Here is a 17,224-nt window from a genome sequence, read left to right on the forward strand (position 1 = left end):
GTGTTCCAGGCCGATGCCGAAGGGCATGTCGAGCAACTGGTTCGCGAGCGCATGGCGCTGGAGATTCCGTTCACCGATCTCTCGGGCATCGATGCCGAAGTGCGCGAGGCCCGCGCGCGGGAGGCGGCCGTTCGCCTTGCCGAAACACCGTTCGATCTCACGGCCGGGCCGCTGCTGCGCGTGGCGCTCATCCGCCTGGCCGAAGGCGAGCACCTGCTGGTCGTCGTGATGCATCACATCGTGTCGGACGGCTGGTCGATGCAGGTCCTGGTCGACGAATTCGCCGCGCAATACCACGCGCGCGCCGCCGGGCAAACGCCGCGGCTCGCGCCCCTGCCGATCCAGTACGCCGACTACGCGCTGTGGCAGCGCCACTGGCTCGAAGCGGGCGAGAAGGAGCGCCAGCTCGACTACTGGAAGGCCCAGCTGGGCGCCGAGCACCCGGTGCTGCAGCTGCCCACGGACCACGCGCGGCGCGGCGACGGCAAGTACCGCGTCGCCCGCCACGAGATGGCGCTGCCCCAGTCCGTCGTCGATGCGCTGCACCGGCGCGCGCAGGCCGAGGGCTGCACGCTCTTCATGGTGCTGCTCACCGCGCTGCAGGTGCTGCTGCACCGCTACACCGCGCAGCAGGACATCCGCGTCGGCGTGCCCGTGGCCAACCGCCACCGGGTGGAGTCGGAGCGCGTCATCGGCTTCTTCGTCAACACGCAGGTGCTGCGCAATGTGCTGGGCAGCCGCACCAGCCTGCGTCAGGCACTGCAGCAAACCCGCGAGGCGGCACTCGGCGCGCAGGCTCATCAAGACCTTCCGTTCGAGCAGTTGGTCGAGGCCCTGCAGCCCGAACGCAGCCTGGGCACGGCGCCGCTGTTCCAGGTGATGTTCAACCACCAGCGCCGCGACCAGGCCGCGCTCGCCAAGCTGCCCGGCCTCACGCTGCAGGACTACGAGATCGGCACGCAGACGGCCCAGTTCGAGTTGACGCTGAGCACCGTCGAAGACGCGCAAGGCCACGTTCAAGCGAGTTTCCATGTGGCGCAGGAGCTGTTCGGCCCCGAGAGCATCGCCCGCATGGCCGCGCACTACCTGGGCGTGCTGCGCGCACTCGCCGAACGGCCCGAACAGGCGGTGGGAGACATCGACCTGCTCACCGCGGGCGAGAAGGAGCGGCTCGCGGCATGGGGCGTGAACGACTCCGGTGGTCGCAGCACCGAGCCCGTGCATCGCCTGATGGCCCGGCACGCGAAGGCCAACCCGGATGCGCCCGCGCTGCTCTTCGGCGACGAGGTGCTGAGCTATGGCGAACTCGACCGGCGCGCCAATCGCCTGGCGCACCGGCTGATCGCGATGGGCGTGAAACCCGAGACGCGCGTCGGCATCGCGGTGGAGCGCTCGTTCGATATCGTGGTCGGCCTGCTTGGCATCCTGAAGGCCGGCGGCGCCTATGTGCCGCTCGATCCGGAGTACCCCGCGGACCGCCTGGCCTACATGGTGGAGGACAGCGGCATCGCACTGCTCCTCACGCAGAGCCATGTGATGGCCGGCCTGCCGCTGCGGGACGGCCTGCGCGTGCTGCAGCTGGACACCGCCGACCTGGCCGGCGAGCCCGACGACGCGGCCCATGTGTCCGTGCATGCGGGCAACCTCGCCTACATCATCTACACCTCGGGCTCGACCGGCATGCCCAAGGGCGTGATGGTCTCGCACGGCCCGTTCGCCGCGCACTGCGTCGAGACCGCGGTGCTCTACGAGATGGGGCGGCAGTCGCGCGAGCTGCACTTCCTGTCGTTCTCGTTCGACGGGGCGCACGAGCGCCTCTTCACCGCGCTGTGCTGCGGCGCCTCGCTGCTGTTGCGCGATGCCTCGCTCTGGACCGCCGAGCAGACGCTCGACGCCATGCAGCGCCACGGCGTGACCAACGCCGGCTTCCCGCCGGCCTACCTGCGGCAGCTGGCCAACTGGGCGCGCGACACCGGCCGCTGCCCGCCGGTGCACCTGTACTCCTTCGGCGGCGAGGCGATGTCGCGCGAAGGCTTCGACGCCGTGCGCCGGCACCTGAAGCCTGCGCTGCTGATCAACGGCTACGGCCCGACCGAGGCGGTCGTCACGCCGATGCTGTGGAAGGTTGCAAACACCGCGGCATTCTCCGAGGGCTATGCGCCCATTGGCCGGCCCGTGGGCAACCGCAGCGCCTACGTGCTCGATGCGGACCTGAACCGGGTGCCGCGCAACGTGGCCGGCGAGCTGTACCTCGGCGGCGAGGGCTTGGCGCGCGGCTATCTGCATCGCGCGCCGCTCACGGCCGAGCGCTTCGTGGCGGACCCCTTCGATGCCGGAGGCGGGCGTCTCTACCGCACCGGCGACTGGGTGCGATGGCGCGACGACGGGCAGCTCGAATACCTGGGGCGCATCGACCACCAGGTGAAGATCCGGGGCTTTCGCATCGAGCTTGGCGAGATCGAGGCGCAGCTGCTGGCCCAGCCCGAAGTGCGCGAAGCGGTGGTGGTCGCAAGGCCAGGGCCGAGCGGTGCGCGGCTGGTGGGCTATGTGTCGCCGCAAGCCGGCCAGCTCGCCGATGCCGCCGAGCTGAAGGAGCGGCTCGCCCGCGCGCTGCCCGACTACATGGTGCCGGGCACGCTGGTGGTGGTCGATGCGCTGCCGCTCGCCCCGAGCGGCAAGGTCGATCGCAAGGCGCTGCCGGAGCCGGCCGCCGAACACGGCAAGGCCTTCGAGCCGCCGCGCGGCGCGGCCGAAGAAGCCATTGCGGCGGTATGGACCGATGTGTTGGGTCTCGCGCGCGTGGGCCGGGGCGACAACTTCTTCGAGCTCGGCGGCGATTCGATCCTGAGCCTGCAGATCGTGGCGCGCCTTCGCCTGGCCGGCTGGAAAGTCGCGCCCAGGCAGATCTTCGAGCGGCAGACGGTGGCGCAACTCGCGGCCGTCATGGCACCGGCCGATGCGTTGCTTGCGGCGGTGGGCGATGTGCAGGGTGAAGCGCCGCTGCTGCCGTTCCAGCATGAATTCTTCGAGATGAACATGCCGGTGCGCGCGCACTGGAACCAGGCAGTGCTGCTGAAGAACCGCGAGCCGCTGCAACTGCCGGCCTTCAGGCAGGCACTGCGCGCACTGGTGCGGCAGCACGACAGCCTGCGCCTGCGCTACCGGCAGGACGCTGGCGGGCCGTGGCGCCAAACCTATGGGAGCGTGCCCGAAGACCAGTTCGCGGAGCTGGTGTGGGTGCGGCGCGCGGCGGATGCCGCGCAGGTGGCGCCGCTGTGCGAAGAGGTGCAGCGCAGCCTGGATCTTGCGCACGGCCCGCTGGTCCGCGCGCTCGCCATCGAGTTGCCGGACGGCGACTCGCGGCTGCTGCTGGTCGTTCACCATCTGGTGGTCGATGGCGTGTCGTGGCGCATCCTGCTCGAAGACCTGCAGGCCGCGTACCGGCAGAGCCTCGCGGACCAGCCCGTCGCGCTGCCTGCCACGAGCAGCAGCTGCAAGGACTGGGCTGTCGCATTGCAGGGCTATGCCCGGGCCCATGGCGACGAGCTCGCCCACTGGCAGTCGCTGGCCGATGTGCCGGCCGCGCTGCCATGCGCGCGTCCGCATGGATCGAACACCGCGGCCGACCAGGAGAGCGTCGAGTTGCGGCTCGACAAGGCCACCACGGAAGCGTTCCTGAAAGATGCGCCCTCGGCCTACCGCACACAGGCCAACGACCTGTTGCTGACGGCGCTGGGCCGCGCGCTGTGCGCATGGAGCGGGCACGACAGGCTGCTGGTCGACCTGGAAGGCCATGGCCGCGAAGACCTGTTCGCGCACATCGACCTGTCGCGCACCGTCGGCTGGTTCACCACGCTGTTCCCGGTGGCGCTCGATCCGCTCGGCGCGCACGGCGAGGCACTCAAGCGCGTGAAAGAAGACCTGCGCCGCGTTCCGCGCAAGGGCGTGGGGCATGGAGTCTTCAAGCACCTGGGCGATGCCGCGCAGCGCGAGGCGCTGCGCGCACTGCCCAGGGCGCAGGTGGTCTTCAACTACCTCGGCCAGTTCGACAACAGCGGTGCCGATGCGCAGGCGCAATGGAGCCTTGCGCAGGAGCCCAGCGGCGCGCCGGTGGATGGCGGCGCGCCGCTCACGCACGAGTTCTCGATCAACGGCCAGGTCTACGGCGGCGAGCTTTCGCTGCGCGCAAGCTACAGCCGCGCACGCCACGACCGTGCCGCGGTCGAGGGCTGGATGCAGCGCTTCCGCGAGGAACTCGAAGCGCTGGTGCGGCATTGCACCGGCGGTGCCGAAGGGGTGACGCCGGCGGATTTTCCGCTGGCCGCCATCGGCCAGCCGCAGCTCGACGCGCTGGCACTGCCGGTGGCGAACCTCGCGGACCTGTACCCGCTCTCGCCGATGCAGGCCGGCATGCTGTTCCACAGCCTGCTCGCGCCCGGCGGCAGCGCTTACCTGAACCAGTTGCGCGTGGACATCGACGGGCTCGATGCCGAACGCTTCAAGGCGGCCTGGCGCGCGGCGCTGCAGCGGCACGAGGTGCTGCGCACCGGGTTCGTCCAGGGCGAAGCCGCGTGGCAATGGGTGGCGCGGCAGGTCGAGGTGCCGCTGGCCGAACACGACTGGCGGGGGTGCGCCGATGCGCCCGAGGCCCTGGACGCACTGGCCGGCGAGCAGCTTGCGCAGGGTTTCGACCTTGCGCAGCCGCCGCTGATGCGGCTCATGCTGGTGCGCGTTCGCGATGACCGGTACCACTTCGTCTGGACCATGCACCACCTGCTGCTCGACGGCTGGAGCACGTCGCAGCTCATGGGCGAGGTGCTGCGGCACTACGCGGGCGAGGCACCCGCGGCCCCCGGCGGACGCTATGCCGACTACATCGCGTGGCTGCAAGGGCGCGACGTCGCTGCCGACGAGCACCACTGGCGCCAGGAACTCGCCCGCCTCGACGGTCCGACCTGGCTGGCCAACACCTTGCCCAAGCCAGCAGTCGAACAGGGCGGGCACGGCATGCACCGCCACGAGATCGACGCGCCGCGCACGCGCGCGCTGCTCGAAGCGGCCCGGCGCGAACGCGTGACCCTCAACACGCTGGTGCAGGCCGCGTGGGCGCTGCTGCTGGCGCGCCACACGGGGCAGCGCAGCGTGAGCTTCGGTGCCACCGTGGCGGGCCGGCCGGTGGATCTTCCCGGCGCGCAGCAGATGCTGGGCCTGTTCATCAACACGCTGCCGGTGATCGCCACGCTGCAGCCGGACCAGCGCGTGGGCGATTGGCTGCGCGCGCTGCAGGCGCGCAACCTCGTGGCGCAGGACCACGAGCACACGCCGCTCTACGAAGTGCAGCGCTGGGCCGGGCAGGGCGGGCAGGACCTGTTCGACAGCCTGGTGGTGTTCGAGAACTATCCGCTCGACCAGGCACTGAAGCAGCAGGCGCCCGGCGGCCTGCGCTTCGGCGAGGTGCGCAACCGCGAGGAAACGAACTATCCGCTGACCCTTTCCGTGCACCAGGGCGACACGCTGGTGCTGAGCTACAGCCACGCGCGCAGCCAATTCGACGAAGCGGCGGTGCATGCATTGGCCGTGCACATGGACAGGCTGCTCGGCCTGCTGGCCCACGCGCCGGACGCGCGGCTGGGGGATGTGGGGCTGGCGGACAAGCTGCCGCCGCCGGGCGAGGCCATGCGCAATATGTACAACGACGCCGAGCCCGTGCACCGCTGGATCGAGCGCCAGGCCAGGGCGAACCCCCAAGCCATCGCGCTCGTGCTCGGCGACGAGGCGCTCGGCTACGGCGAGCTCGACGCCCGTGCCAACCGCCTGGCGCACCGGCTGGTCGCGCTAGGCGTGAAGCCCGAAGTGAAGGTCGGCATCGCGGTCGAGCGCTCCATCGAGATGGTGGTGGGCCTGCTCGCCATCCTGAAGGCCGGCGGCGCCTATGTGCCGCTGGACCCCGAGTACCCCGCCGACCGCCTGGCCTGGATGATCGAGGACAGCGCGATCGGCCTGCTGCTCACGCAAAGCCATGTGAAGGCGAAGCTCCCGCTGGGCGATGCCCTGCAGGTGCTGGCGCTCGACACGCTCGACCTGCGCGGCGAGCCGGCGCACGCACCCGAGGTGACGGTACACGCCGACCACCTCGTCTACGTGATCTACACCTCGGGCTCGACCGGCCGCCCCAAGGGCACGCAGCTCACGCATCGCAACGTGGCGCGCCTGCTGGGCGCCACTCACGGCTGGTTCCGCTTCGGCCCACAGGACGTGTGGACGAATTTCCATTCCTACGCCTTCGACTTCTCGGTGTGGGAAATCTTCGGCGCGCTGTGCACCGGCGGCAAGCTGGTGATCGTGCCGTATTGGGTGAGCCGCTCGCCCGACGACTTCGTGGCCTTGCTGCGCGCACAGCGCGTGACCGTTCTGAACCAGACGCCGTCGGCCTTCCGCCAGCTGATCCACAGCCCGGCGCTGGACGGCGGCGAACGCCTTGCGCTGCGCTGCGTGATCTTCGGCGGCGAGGCGCTGGAGCCCGAGAGCCTGCGGCCCTGGATCGATCGCTTCGGCGATGCGCAGCCGCAGCTGGTCAACATGTACGGCATCACCGAGACGACGGTGCACGTCACCTACCGGCCCATCGTGCGCGCCGACCTCGACGAGAAGCGCAGCCCCGTGGGCGTGTGCATCCCGGACCTCGGCCTGTGGGTGCTGGACAGCGATCTCAACCCGCTGCCCGTGGGCGTGGCGGGCGAGCTGCACGTGTCCGGCGCCGGCCTGGCGCGCGGCTATCTCAACCGCGCCGGCCTGAGCTCGGAGCGCTTCATCGCCGCGCCCTTCGGCGAGCCGGGCAGCCGGCTGTACCGCACCGGCGACCTGGTGCGCTGGCGTGCCGATGGGCAGCTCGACTACCTCGGGCGCATCGACCACCAAGTGAAGATCCGGGGCTTTCGCATCGAACTTGGCGAGATCGAAGCCCAGCTGCAGGCGCAGCCCGAGGTGCGCGAAGCGGTGGTCCTGGCCAAGGACGGGCCGGCGGGTGCGCGGCTCGTCGCGTATGTGTCGCCGCGCGCCGGCCATGAGCTGGATGTCGCGGTGCTGCGCGAGCGGCTCTCGCAGCACCTGCCCGACTACATGGTGCCCTCGGCCATCGTGCCGCTCGACGCGGTGCCGCTCAACGCGAACGGCAAGGTCGACCGCAGGGCACTGCCCGATCCGGAGCTGGCCAGCGCAACGGACTTTGCCGAGCCGCAGGGCGAGGTCGAGACCGCGCTCGCGGCGATCTGGTCCGAGGTGCTGGGCGTGGAACGCGCCGGGCGCCACGACAACTTCTTCGAGCTCGGCGGCCATTCGCTGCTGGCGGTGCAGCTGGTGTCGGGCGCCAGGCGGCGCTTCGGCATCGAGCTGCCGCTGCGCACGGTGTTCGAGCAACCCTCGCTGATGGCATTCGCCGCCGCCGTCTCGGCCGCGGCCGCTGAACCGCCGGCCGGCGCGGCGGTCTCCCAGGACCGCGGCGCCGAGCGCATCAATGCCCTCCTGGGCGAACTGGAGATGGAAGACCTATGAGCCTGGAAATGACCGCGCTGTCGCGCCGCTTCGCTGCCTTGCCGGCGGCCAAGCAGCGCGTGTTTCTGGAGAAGCTGCGCGCGAACGGCGTGGGCTTCGACGCGCTGCCCATCGTGCCGCGCGATCCCGCGGCACCGGTGCCGATGGCCTATGCGCAGCGCGCGCTGTGGCTGGTGTGGCAGCGCGCGCCGCAGTCGCCGGCGTACAACCTGTCGGGGCGGCTGGCGCTGCCCCTGCCGTGCACGCCGCAGCAGGTGCAAGCCTGCCTCGCCCAGCTGGTGGCGCGGCACGAGGTGCTCTGCACCACCTACCCGGCCGGCGCCGAAGGGCAGCCGCTGCAGCACATCGACCCCGGGCATCGCTTCGGCTGGGCGGTGCGCGAATGGACTGGCTCGCGCGCGGACAGCGAGCGCGAGCTTGCGGCTGCCGCCACCGAGTTTGGCGCGCGGCCCTTCGACCTGGAGCACGGGCCTGTCTTTCGCGGTGAACTGAACGTCTTTGCCGATGGCGCGCCCGAACTCTTTCTGGCGGTGCATCACATCGCGGCCGACGGCCAATCGGTGGCGCTGCTCGTCGCCGAACTGCAGGCGCTGCTCGCGGCGCCCGCCGGGAGTGCACAGCCCGCGGCACCGGCCCTGCAATACGCCGACTACGCCATGTGGCAACGCCAGTGGCTCGAAGCCGGCGAACTCGAAAGGCAAACTGCGTATTGGCGCGAACAGCTGCGGGATGCGCCGCAAAGCACGCCGCTGCCGCTGGACCGTCCGCGCCAGAAGGCGCGCGATGCGCGCGGCGGGCAGATCAGCTTCGCGCTGCCGCCCGATGTATCGCAGCGCCTGAAGGAGCTGGCGCGCAAGCACGCCGCATCGCCGTACATGGTGGCGATCGCGCTGCTCGGCCTCTTGGTCTACCGCTACTGCGGCGAGCGCGACGTGTGCATCGGCTCGCCATCGACCACGCGCGACCGCCCTGAGCTGGCCGCCCTGGTGGGCCACTTCACCAACGTGCTGGTGCTGCGCATGAAGGTGGACCCCGCGGCCGGCTTCGTCGCGCTGCTGTTGCAGGTGCGCGAGCGCGTGCTCGAAGCCAAGAGCCACCAGGACCTGCCGCTGGACATGCTCGTCGAGGCGCTGGCGCTGGAGCGCACGCCGGGCTTGCATCCGCTGTTCCAGATCAAGTCGACGCAGCAGGCGGCAGGGGCTGTGCCCGCCGATCCGGCCGCTGCCGCGCACGGCATCGGCGTGGACGAGGTGCATTTCGACCTGAGCTTCGACCTGATCGACGCCGGCAGCGCGCTGTCCTTCGTTCTCGCGTATGCCGCGGACATCTTCGACCACGCGACCATCGAGCGGCTGGCCGATGCGCTGCGCAGCCTGGCCGCCCAGGTCGCGGCCGATCCGGCGCGCGCATTGGCCGCAACGCAACTGTCCGGCGATTCGAGCCTGCGGGGAGAGCCCACCTCCTGGCCCGCCGACAACGTGCTGGCCCTGTTCGACCAGGCGGCCGCAAGGCGCGGCGGCGCGACGGCGCTCACTTTCGGCGACCGCGCGCACAGCTTCGATGAACTGTCGCGCGCGGCCGGCCATTGGGCCACCGAGCTCGAAAGCCGCGGCATTGGTGCCGAGCAGCGCGTGGCCGTCTGCATGGAGCGCACGCCCGAGTTCGTGCTGGCGGTGCTGTCGGTGCTGAAGGCCGGCGGCGCCTACGTGCCCATCGACCCGGCGCTGCCGCAGCAGCGCATCGACGAGCTGCTGGCCGATTGCGGCGCCGCGCTGGTGCTGGTGTCCGGCGGCAAGCCACGGCAGGCAGCATTGCCATGCATGCAGGTGGGCTTCGACTTGCCGGGCGGCTTCATGCCGCATCGCGCGCGTGCGGTGCACCCCGCGCAGGCGGCCTACCTGATCTACACCTCCGGATCGACCGGCCGGCCGAAGGGCGTGGTCGTTCACCACGGCGCGTTGGCCAACTATGTGCAGGGCGTGCTCGCGCGCCTGGCGCTGCCCGAGGGCGAGAGCTTCGCGATGGTCTCCACCGTCGCGGCGGATCTTGGCCACACCTCCTTGTTCGGTGCGCTGTGCTCGGGTGGTGCGCTGCACCTCGTCCCGAGCGAGGCGGCCTTCGATCCCGATGCGTTTGCGGACCGCATGGCGAAGACGCGCGCCGGCGTGCTGAAGATCGTGCCCAGCCACCTGAAGGGCCTGCTGAACGCGCAGCGCGCGGCCGCGGTGCTGCCGTCGCACGCGCTCGTGCTGGGTGGCGAGGCGACGGACGCGGCAACGCTGCAGGCCATTCGCGCGCTGCGGCCGGACCTGCGCATCTTCAACCACTACGGGCCGACCGAGACCTCGGTCGGCATGCTGACGCATGCGGCGCCGGCGCAGGCTGACGATGCCGGCAACCTGCCCCTGGGCAAGCCCATCGCGAACATGGACGCCTGGGTGCTCGACGACGCATTGCAGCCCGTGCAGCCCGGCATGGCGGGCGAGCTCTACATCGGCGGTGCCGGCGTGGCGCGCGGCTATCTTTCGCGCGCCGGTCTTTGCGCCGACCGCTTCGTTGCCTCGCCCTTCGGCGACGGGCAGCGCATCTACCGCGCGGGCGACCGCGTGCGCCAGCGCAGCGACGGCACGCTGGAGTTCCTGGGCCGCAGCGACGACCAGGTGAAGATTCGCGGCTACCGCGTCGAGCCGGGCGAAGTGGCGGGCCGCATCCGCGGGCTCGATGGCGTGGCCGATGCCGTGGTCGTCGCGGAGCAGGGCGCGCAGGAGAGCACGGTGCTGCGCGCCTACGTGGTCGCCAGGCCGGGCACTTCGCTCGATGTGGAAGAGCTCCGGCACGCGTTGGCGGACAGCCTGCCGGCGTGGATGGTGCCCGAGCGCATCGTGCTGCTCGACGCGCTGCCGCTCACGGCCAACGGCAAGATCGATCGCAAGGCGCTGCCGCGCCCGGCGCAGCCCGAGCCCGCGCGCGGTTTCGACGCCCCGCAGGGCCCGACCGAAGAGGCGCTGGCCCGCATCTGGAGCCAGGTGCTCGGCGTGGACCGCATTGCGCGTGGCGACAACTTCTTTGCGCTGGGTGGCGACTCCATCCTGAGCCTGAAGCTGGTGGCGCGCATCCGCAAGCAGCTGCCCGGCGGCGGCCAGCTGAGCCTGCCGGATGTGATGCAGGCCAGCAGCCTCGGCAGCCTCGCCGAGCGGCTGCGGCAGAAGTTCGAGGGTTCGCACGATGCCGTCTGCCTGAGCGCGAGCGGCACCGGCGTGCCGCTGTTCTGCCTGCCGGGCCTCATCGTGAACACGCGCGAGTTCCTGCCGCTCGCAGAGGCGCTGCAGGGCGAGCGCGTGGTGTACGGCTTCGTGAGCCACGTCTACACGCGCAAGCGCTGGCGCGGGTTCGACCTGCAGGCGCTGGCCGCCGAGTACGCGAGCTTCATCCTCGCCACGGCCACCGAGGGGCGCTGCGCGCTGCTGGGCTGGTCGTCGGGCGGCGACCTGGCCTTCGAGCTTGCGCGGCAACTGCAGGGGCGCATCGAGATCGTGTTCACCGGCATGCTGGACGTGTTCGAGACCGCGCCGCTGCGCGCCTCGGCGCCGCTCGGTGCGGCCCGGCGCGCCCAGGCCGACGAGGTGCTCGCGCAGTGGCTGGGCCGCTCGGAAATGGCCGGGCACTGGAAGGCGCTCTTCGCCCGCATGGACGGCGAGGAGCTTGCCTGGGTGGCCGAGCAGGTGCTGAACCCGGCGCAGCCGCTGCCGCTCGACGGCACCGGGGACGAGGCGGCCGAGTACCTGCTGTGGGCGACGATCGACAAGCGCGTGCAGGCCGCGCGCTACACCTGCGCGCGGTCGCCGCTGCCGCTGCATGTGTTCCTCGCGGACAGTTCGCTGCGCCGCGAGGAGACGCTGCGCAACTGGGCCGACCATGCGCCGGTGGTGTCGGCCGAAGTGCTGCCGCAGGCCGATCACCTGGACATCGTTCGCCACCCCGCGCTGTGCGCTTCGCTGAAGGGGCTGCTGCGCGAGGCCGATGCGGCGCATGGCACCGTGCAGGCAGCCCAGTCCGCGGCCTACCAGCGGTAGGTGGCCGTGGCCGTGACCTTGCGCTGGTCGCCGTAGTAGCAGTTGCCGTACTGGTCGCAGTTCGCGAAGTAGGTCTTGTCGGCGAGGTTGCGCACGTTCAGCGCGAGGCTCCAGCGGTCGATGTCATAGCCGATCATTGCGTCGAACACGGTGTACGAAGGCACTTGGACCGGCGCCTTGTTCAGGTCGCCGCGGTTCGAGCCGGTGAAGCGCGCCCCCAGGCCGACCTTGATGCCGTTGTCGAAGCGGTAGTCCGCCCAGAGCGCGGCGCGGTGCCTGGACACCGCGAGCAGCGGCGTGCCGATTTCGCTCGGCGTGCTGCTGGCCGTGATCTCGACCTTGGGCGTGTAGGCGTAGGACACCGTCACGTTCATGCGCTTGACGGGCTGGAAGGCCGCCTCGAGCTCCAGGCCGCGTACCAGCACCTCGCCGGTCTGGCGCGGGCGGAAGTTGGCGTCGGCGGTGATGTAGTTCTGGCGGCGCAGGTCGAAGAGGGCGGCGCTGTAGCTGTCCGTGGTGCCCACGGGCTGGTAGCGCACGCCGGCTTCGTACTGGCGGCCGGTCTCGGGCTTGAACGGGCTCTGGGTGTCCGGGTTCAGGCGCGCCGAGGGCGAGAACGATTCGGAGTAGCTCAGGTAGGGCGCCCAGCCGCTCGGGAAGGTGTAGACCAGGCCGCCGCGCTTGGTGAACTTGTGCTCGGGGATGTCGCTGCGCGTGCCGTCCAGGTTGCTGTGGATGACCGTGGAGGCGCGGTCGTAGCGGCCGCCGAGCGTGAGGCTCCAACGCTCGCCCCACTTGATCTGGTCCTGGATGTACAGGCCGGTCTGCGTCAGGCGGGTGTTGGCGTCCACATAGGGCGCGGGCACGAAGAACGGACCGCCGTACACGGGCGCGTAGATGTTGATGCTCGGCGCACTGCCGCCGCTGTAGCTGGCCTGCTCGATGCCGGTGCGCTGGTGGTCCAGGCCGATCAGCACCTTGTGCTTCCAGTCGCCCGAGACGAAGTTGGCTTCGAGCTGGTTGTCCAGCGTGAAGGTCGAGACGCTCTCGCGGCTGCCCGAGATGCTCCGGCGCAGCATCTGGTAGTTGCGCGGGTCGGAGACGTTGCTGTTGAGCGGCACGATCGCGCGGCCCTGCACGGCGCCGTAGTCGACGTCGAGCCGGCCGTAGCGCAGGTTCTGGCGCGCGGTGAAGGTGTCGTTGAAGCGGTGCTCGAACTCGTAGCCGACCATCCACTGGTCCACGTCGAAGTGGTTGAAGTTGGGATCGCCCACGAAGAGCGAGTCGGGAATGTAGTTGCCGAAACGCGTGGGGACCAGCGAGCCGACCGTCGGGCGCCCGCGCGTGTACACACCGCCGCGCACGCGGTTGAAGTGCGACAGCAGCGTGAGCGTGGTGTCCGCCGAGGGGCGCCAGGTGAGCGAGGGCGCGATGTAGAAGCGGTCGTCGTCCATGCTGGCGGCCGGCAGCTTGCTGTCGCGGCCCACGGCCGTCAGGCGGTAGCTGAGCTTGCCCTCGGCATCGATGGGGCCGGAGAAGTCGGCGGCGACCTGGGTGCGGTTGTTGCTGCCCAGTTGCAGCTGCACTTCGCGCAGCGGCTCGGTGGTGGGGCGCTTGCTCACGACGTTGACCACGCCGCCGGGGCTGGCCTGGCCGTAGAGCACCGAGGCCGGTCCGCGCAGCACTTCGATGCGCTCCATGCCGTAGGGCTCGATCTGCCAGACGCCCCAGTTGCCGTTGTTGCGCAGGGGCATGCCGTCCAGGTAGAAGCCCGGCGCGTAGCCGTCGAAGCCGCGGATCGAGATCCAGTCGTAGCGCGAGTCGGCGCCGAAGACGGTGGTGGTGACGCCGGGGGTGTAGCCCAGCGCGTCCTTCACGGTGGTGGCGCCGATGGCGGCCACGCGGTCGGCCGTGACCACCGAGATCGACTGCGGGGTTTCCAGGATCGGGGTGTCGGTCTTGGTGCCGGTGGCGCTGCGCTTGGCCACGTAGCCGTTCACATGGCCCTTGGCCGACGCTTCCGTATCGGCCGTGACGGTCACCGCCGGCAGGTTGCTGCTGTCCTGCGAGAAGGCGGGGGCCGCCCACAGGGTGCAGGCGGTTCCGAAGGCCGAGGCAAGCGCGGCGCTCAGCAGGCGGGGTCGGGGCAGGGGACGCATAGGTTGAGGTACTCCAGGAGCAGTGAAAAAACGACGTGTTCGGGTTTCAGCGCAAGGCCTGCCGTTTCCGCAGTTCTGGCGCTTCCGTACATGAGACGTTTGAACTACAAAAAGAGAGACACCCTGTACCCCATGCTTCAGCGCGTGCCGTCCGCCCGCGTCACCGGGCTTCGGCGGCTGCCTGGATGCGGACGGCCTGGCGCTCGCTCCGGCCGGCACCGGCGGCGCTGGCCTTCAGCAGCGCGCTGCCGATCTCCCCCGTGCGCACCGAGGTCACCGACAGCAGCGTGTCGCTCAGGCCGTGCGAGGACTCGCAGGCGCCCTGCAGGAAGATGGCGGGGCGGAAGTCCCCGGTGCTGCGCACGCGGTAGTGGCGGTCCACCGAGAAACCGTCCAGGTACGGCGCGAGAGGCGTCAGCAGTTCCTTGTGCTGCTCGCGCGCGTAGCCGGTGGCCAGCACCACGGCGTCGTAGCGGGAGGTGCTTTCGCGACCGGTGTTCTGGTCGCACATGGTCAGGTGGATGCCGTCGGCGGTGGCGTGGGCGGCGTGGATGTCGTGCCGGCGCAGGAAGCGCATGCGGTTCTCGCCGCGCACCTTCTGCTGGTAGAACATCTCGAAGATCTGCTGGATCAGCTCCAGGTCGGCCACCGCATAGTTGGTGTGGCCGAACTCCTCGAGCAGGGCGGCGCGCTCGTCGTCGGGCCGGCTGTACATGTAGTCGGTGAACTCGGTGTTGAACACCTCGTTCACGAAGGGGCTGTCGTCCGAAGGAAGGATGGAGCGGGCCCGCATGACGAGATCGACCTGCGGCGCATGGGGGCGGCCCTGCAGGTCCATGAAGATCTCCGCGGCGCTCTGGCCGGCGCCGACGATGGCAATTCTTTGCGCGCCGTCCTGCGCGGCAAGGCCCTGCAGGTAGGTGCTCGAATGGAACACGCGCGGGTCGCCGCGCAGCGCCCGGAAGCAGTCCGGAATGTTCGGCATGCCGCCGACGCTCACCACGAGGTTGCGCGCGAGGCGCTCGCTCTGGTGGCCCGTGCGGTCGCGCGAACGCACGCGCAGCAGCGTCACGTCGTCGCCATGGGCCTCGCGCTCGGGCAGCACCTCGAACACTTCCTCGCCGTAGACGCAGGCATCCTCGAACTGCGCGGCGGCCCAGGCCAGGTAGTCGTTGAACTCGTGGCGGCTCGGAAAGAAGGTCTTCAGGTTGATGAAGTCCTGCAGGCGTTTTTTCTCGTGCAGGTAGTTGATGAAGGTGAAGCGGCTGGTCGGGTTGCGCAGCGTGGCCAGGTCCTTCAGGAAGGAGATCTGCATGTGCGCATGCTCCAGCATCATGTCCTTGTGCCAGGCGAAGGCCGGCTGCTTCTCGATGAACATTGCGTCGAGCCGGTGCCCGTCGCGCCGCTTCTCGTCGAGCGCGATCGCCAGCGCGATGTTCGAGGGGCCGAAGCCGATGCCGATGACGTCGTGGATGACCATGGCGGATTCCTTTTGCTGCGAAGCGGTTGGGGAGTTAGACGGGCTTGGCGCGAGTGGCTGCCGGCGCGTCGCCGCGCGGCAGCCAGAGGCCGTCGATGAAGTAGCGTTCGCGCAGCATCATCACGAGCTGTGCGCGCTTGTGCGGCAGGTCGAACTCCTTCACCTTGGCGTAGCCCGACTTGTCGAGGTTGCGGATCTGCTGCACGTGGTCGATGCGCGGCTCGCCCACGGCGCGCTGGGTGCGCGGGTCGCACAGGAAGATGTAGTGCGAGATGGAGGTGAGCCACGCGGTGGCGAATGCCTTGCCGCGGAACGACGGCTCGCCGACCAGCACGTGCCAGCCGCGGTCGTAGTCCTGCACGTCGTAGAAGGGCGCGATGCGGCTTTCCTTGGCCCAGTACATCTCGAAGTAGGCAAAGGGCTCGCCGTCGAAGCTCGCGATCATCGAGTACATGTGCGGATCGCGATCGATGCCCGAGAGGTAGGCGCGGTGCTTGTCCAGGTCGCCTTCCTCGTCCCAGATCTCGGCCACGTCGGGGTCGTTCATCCAGCGGTTGAAGATGCCCAGGTCGCGCTCGAAGTCGATGCTGCGAAACGAGAAGGTCTTGCCGAGCCACGGAATGAAGCGCTGGTAGAGCACGCCGCGGGGCTTGGGCGTGCGCAGCGGATGCACCTTGCCGTTGCTGAGCGCATAGCGCTGCGCCATCGGGGCATGCACGGCGGGAAGCCACAGCCGCGGCTGCTGCCAGAGCATGTCGCGAAAGGCGCGCACGCCGCCGTCCGGCGACGCGAGCAGCACGCCGGTGTGGGCCAGCTCCTCGGCCAGCGCGGGCGCCGCCACCGCGAGGCTCTTGTGCGCGGGGAGGTGCTCGAAGGCGGCTTCCAGGGCCGCGAGCAGGTGAGGGGTGGAGGCCGCACTGCCGTCGACCCATTGGAGCGCGGCATCGGCCCCCCCGGTCGCGAGCCGCCAGAGCGAGCGCGTGTCGCCCTGGCGGCTGCGCACGGCGAGCATCCCGCCGTCCAGGGTGATGTCGTGCGGCGTGCCGTCGGCGTAGGAGGTGAGGGTCATGGGGTTCCTTCGGTGGACCGGCGGCTCGCGAGCAGGGCCAGGCCCTGGTGGAGCGCCGGAAAGAGGCTGTGGTTGAAGTTGTTCCAGCGCAGCTCGAGGATCGAATCCGCGGGGTCGATGTGCGTGCCGAGCACGTCGTGGATGACCTCGCCGGAGTCGATGCCGTTGTCCACGTAGTGCAGCGAGGCGCCGGTCTTCAGGAGCGGCGGGGCGGCGATGCTTTCCATCGTCTGCCAGTTCACGACCTTGCGGCCCTTGGCGCCGTGCAGCGCATCGAGCGTGGCGCGGGCGCCGCGGCGCTCGTAGGGCGACTCGATGCACGTGATGCCGGGGTGGATGTTGACGATCCTGCGGTGGAACGGCGCACCCGGGCGCACGAGCTCGTCCAGGATGACCAGCAGGCCGTCGAGCACGACGATGTCGGCCTGCAGCGTGAGCAGCTTGTCCAGCAGGCGGCGCTCGAAGGCGCTCTTGGCGGCGGGGCGTTCTTTCGCATCGAGCGGAAGCCGCCGGTATTCGGACGGCACCGCGTGGAGCATGCCGTTGAGCTGCTTGCCCTGCGTCTTCAGGTCGCCCGGAAATATCCACTGGCGGCCGGGCTGGCAGGAGAAGCCGTAGTCCTGTAGCGCCGCGCGGTCCCGCGGCGAGCCTTCGTCGTCGTCGTAGACGATGCCTTCGAGCGAATAGGCCTCGCCCAGCGGGCTTTCGTCCAGTGCCTTGGCCAGGTATTCGAGCGGGGACGCCATATAGCGCTGCGTGCCCTTGAAGTCGATGTACTGGCCGGCCTTGTCGGCGGCCGCGTTTCTCAAGGACAGGATGTAGACGAGCTTTGCCTTGGACATGGGTGTGGCGTGAAAGGATGGATCGGCGTTGGAGTTGGCTCGGGAGCAGG

At 70.0% G+C, this 17,224-nt stretch carries 6 protein-coding genes (1 of these 6 only partly in view); 2 read left to right on the forward strand and 4 right to left on the reverse strand.

Features of this window, described 5'->3' with window-relative positions; genetic code table 11:
* Window positions 1–7,551, forward strand: partial view of a non-ribosomal peptide synthetase gene (locus VPA02S_RS24555; RefSeq protein WP_062366154.1) — the 3' portion only. It extends 321 nt beyond the left edge of the window; the window shows 7,551 of its 7,872 coding nt (coding positions 322–7,872); the start codon falls outside the window, past its left edge; its stop codon occupies window positions 7,549–7,551.
* Window positions 7,548–11,624 (forward strand): non-ribosomal peptide synthetase, encoded by a 4,077-nt coding sequence (locus VPA02S_RS24560; protein ID WP_062366155.1) that lies wholly within the window; start codon window positions 7,548–7,550, stop codon window positions 11,622–11,624. Before VPA02S_RS24555 ends, VPA02S_RS24560 begins: the two co-directional genes overlap by 4 nt.
* Here the strand turns inward: VPA02S_RS24560 and VPA02S_RS24565 are convergent.
* The 4 genes from VPA02S_RS24565 to VPA02S_RS24580 all read right to left on the reverse strand — a co-directional run bounded on the left by VPA02S_RS24565 (window position 11,612) and on the right by VPA02S_RS24580 (window position 17,174).
* Window positions 11,612–13,783, reverse strand: a complete 2,172-nt coding sequence (locus tag VPA02S_RS24565) for a TonB-dependent siderophore receptor (protein WP_062366157.1) — start codon at window positions 13,781–13,783, stop codon at window positions 11,612–11,614. The genes VPA02S_RS24560 and VPA02S_RS24565 overlap by 13 nt on opposite strands.
* A gap of 160 nt (window positions 13,784–13,943) precedes the next feature.
* Complete coding sequence (locus tag VPA02S_RS24570; RefSeq protein ID WP_062366159.1) at window positions 13,944–15,263, reverse strand: lysine N(6)-hydroxylase/L-ornithine N(5)-oxygenase family protein; 1,320 nt, start codon at window positions 15,261–15,263, stop codon at window positions 13,944–13,946.
* A gap of 34 nt (window positions 15,264–15,297) precedes the next feature.
* Window positions 15,298–16,332, reverse strand: a complete 1,035-nt coding sequence (locus tag VPA02S_RS24575; RefSeq protein WP_062366160.1) for a GNAT family N-acetyltransferase — start codon at window positions 16,330–16,332, stop codon at window positions 15,298–15,300.
* Window positions 16,329–17,174 carry a formyltransferase family protein gene (locus VPA02S_RS24580; RefSeq protein ID WP_062366162.1) on the reverse strand — a complete coding sequence of 282 codons (846 nt, stop codon included), beginning with the start codon at window positions 17,172–17,174 and terminating at the stop codon, window positions 16,329–16,331. The genes VPA02S_RS24575 and VPA02S_RS24580 overlap by 4 nt, the downstream gene beginning before the upstream one ends.
* Window positions 17,175–17,224 lie beyond the last annotated feature (50 nt).

This window comes from Variovorax paradoxus NBRC 15149, assembly GCF_001591365.1.
Taxonomy (GTDB): domain Bacteria; phylum Pseudomonadota; class Gammaproteobacteria; order Burkholderiales; family Burkholderiaceae_C; genus Variovorax; species Variovorax paradoxus.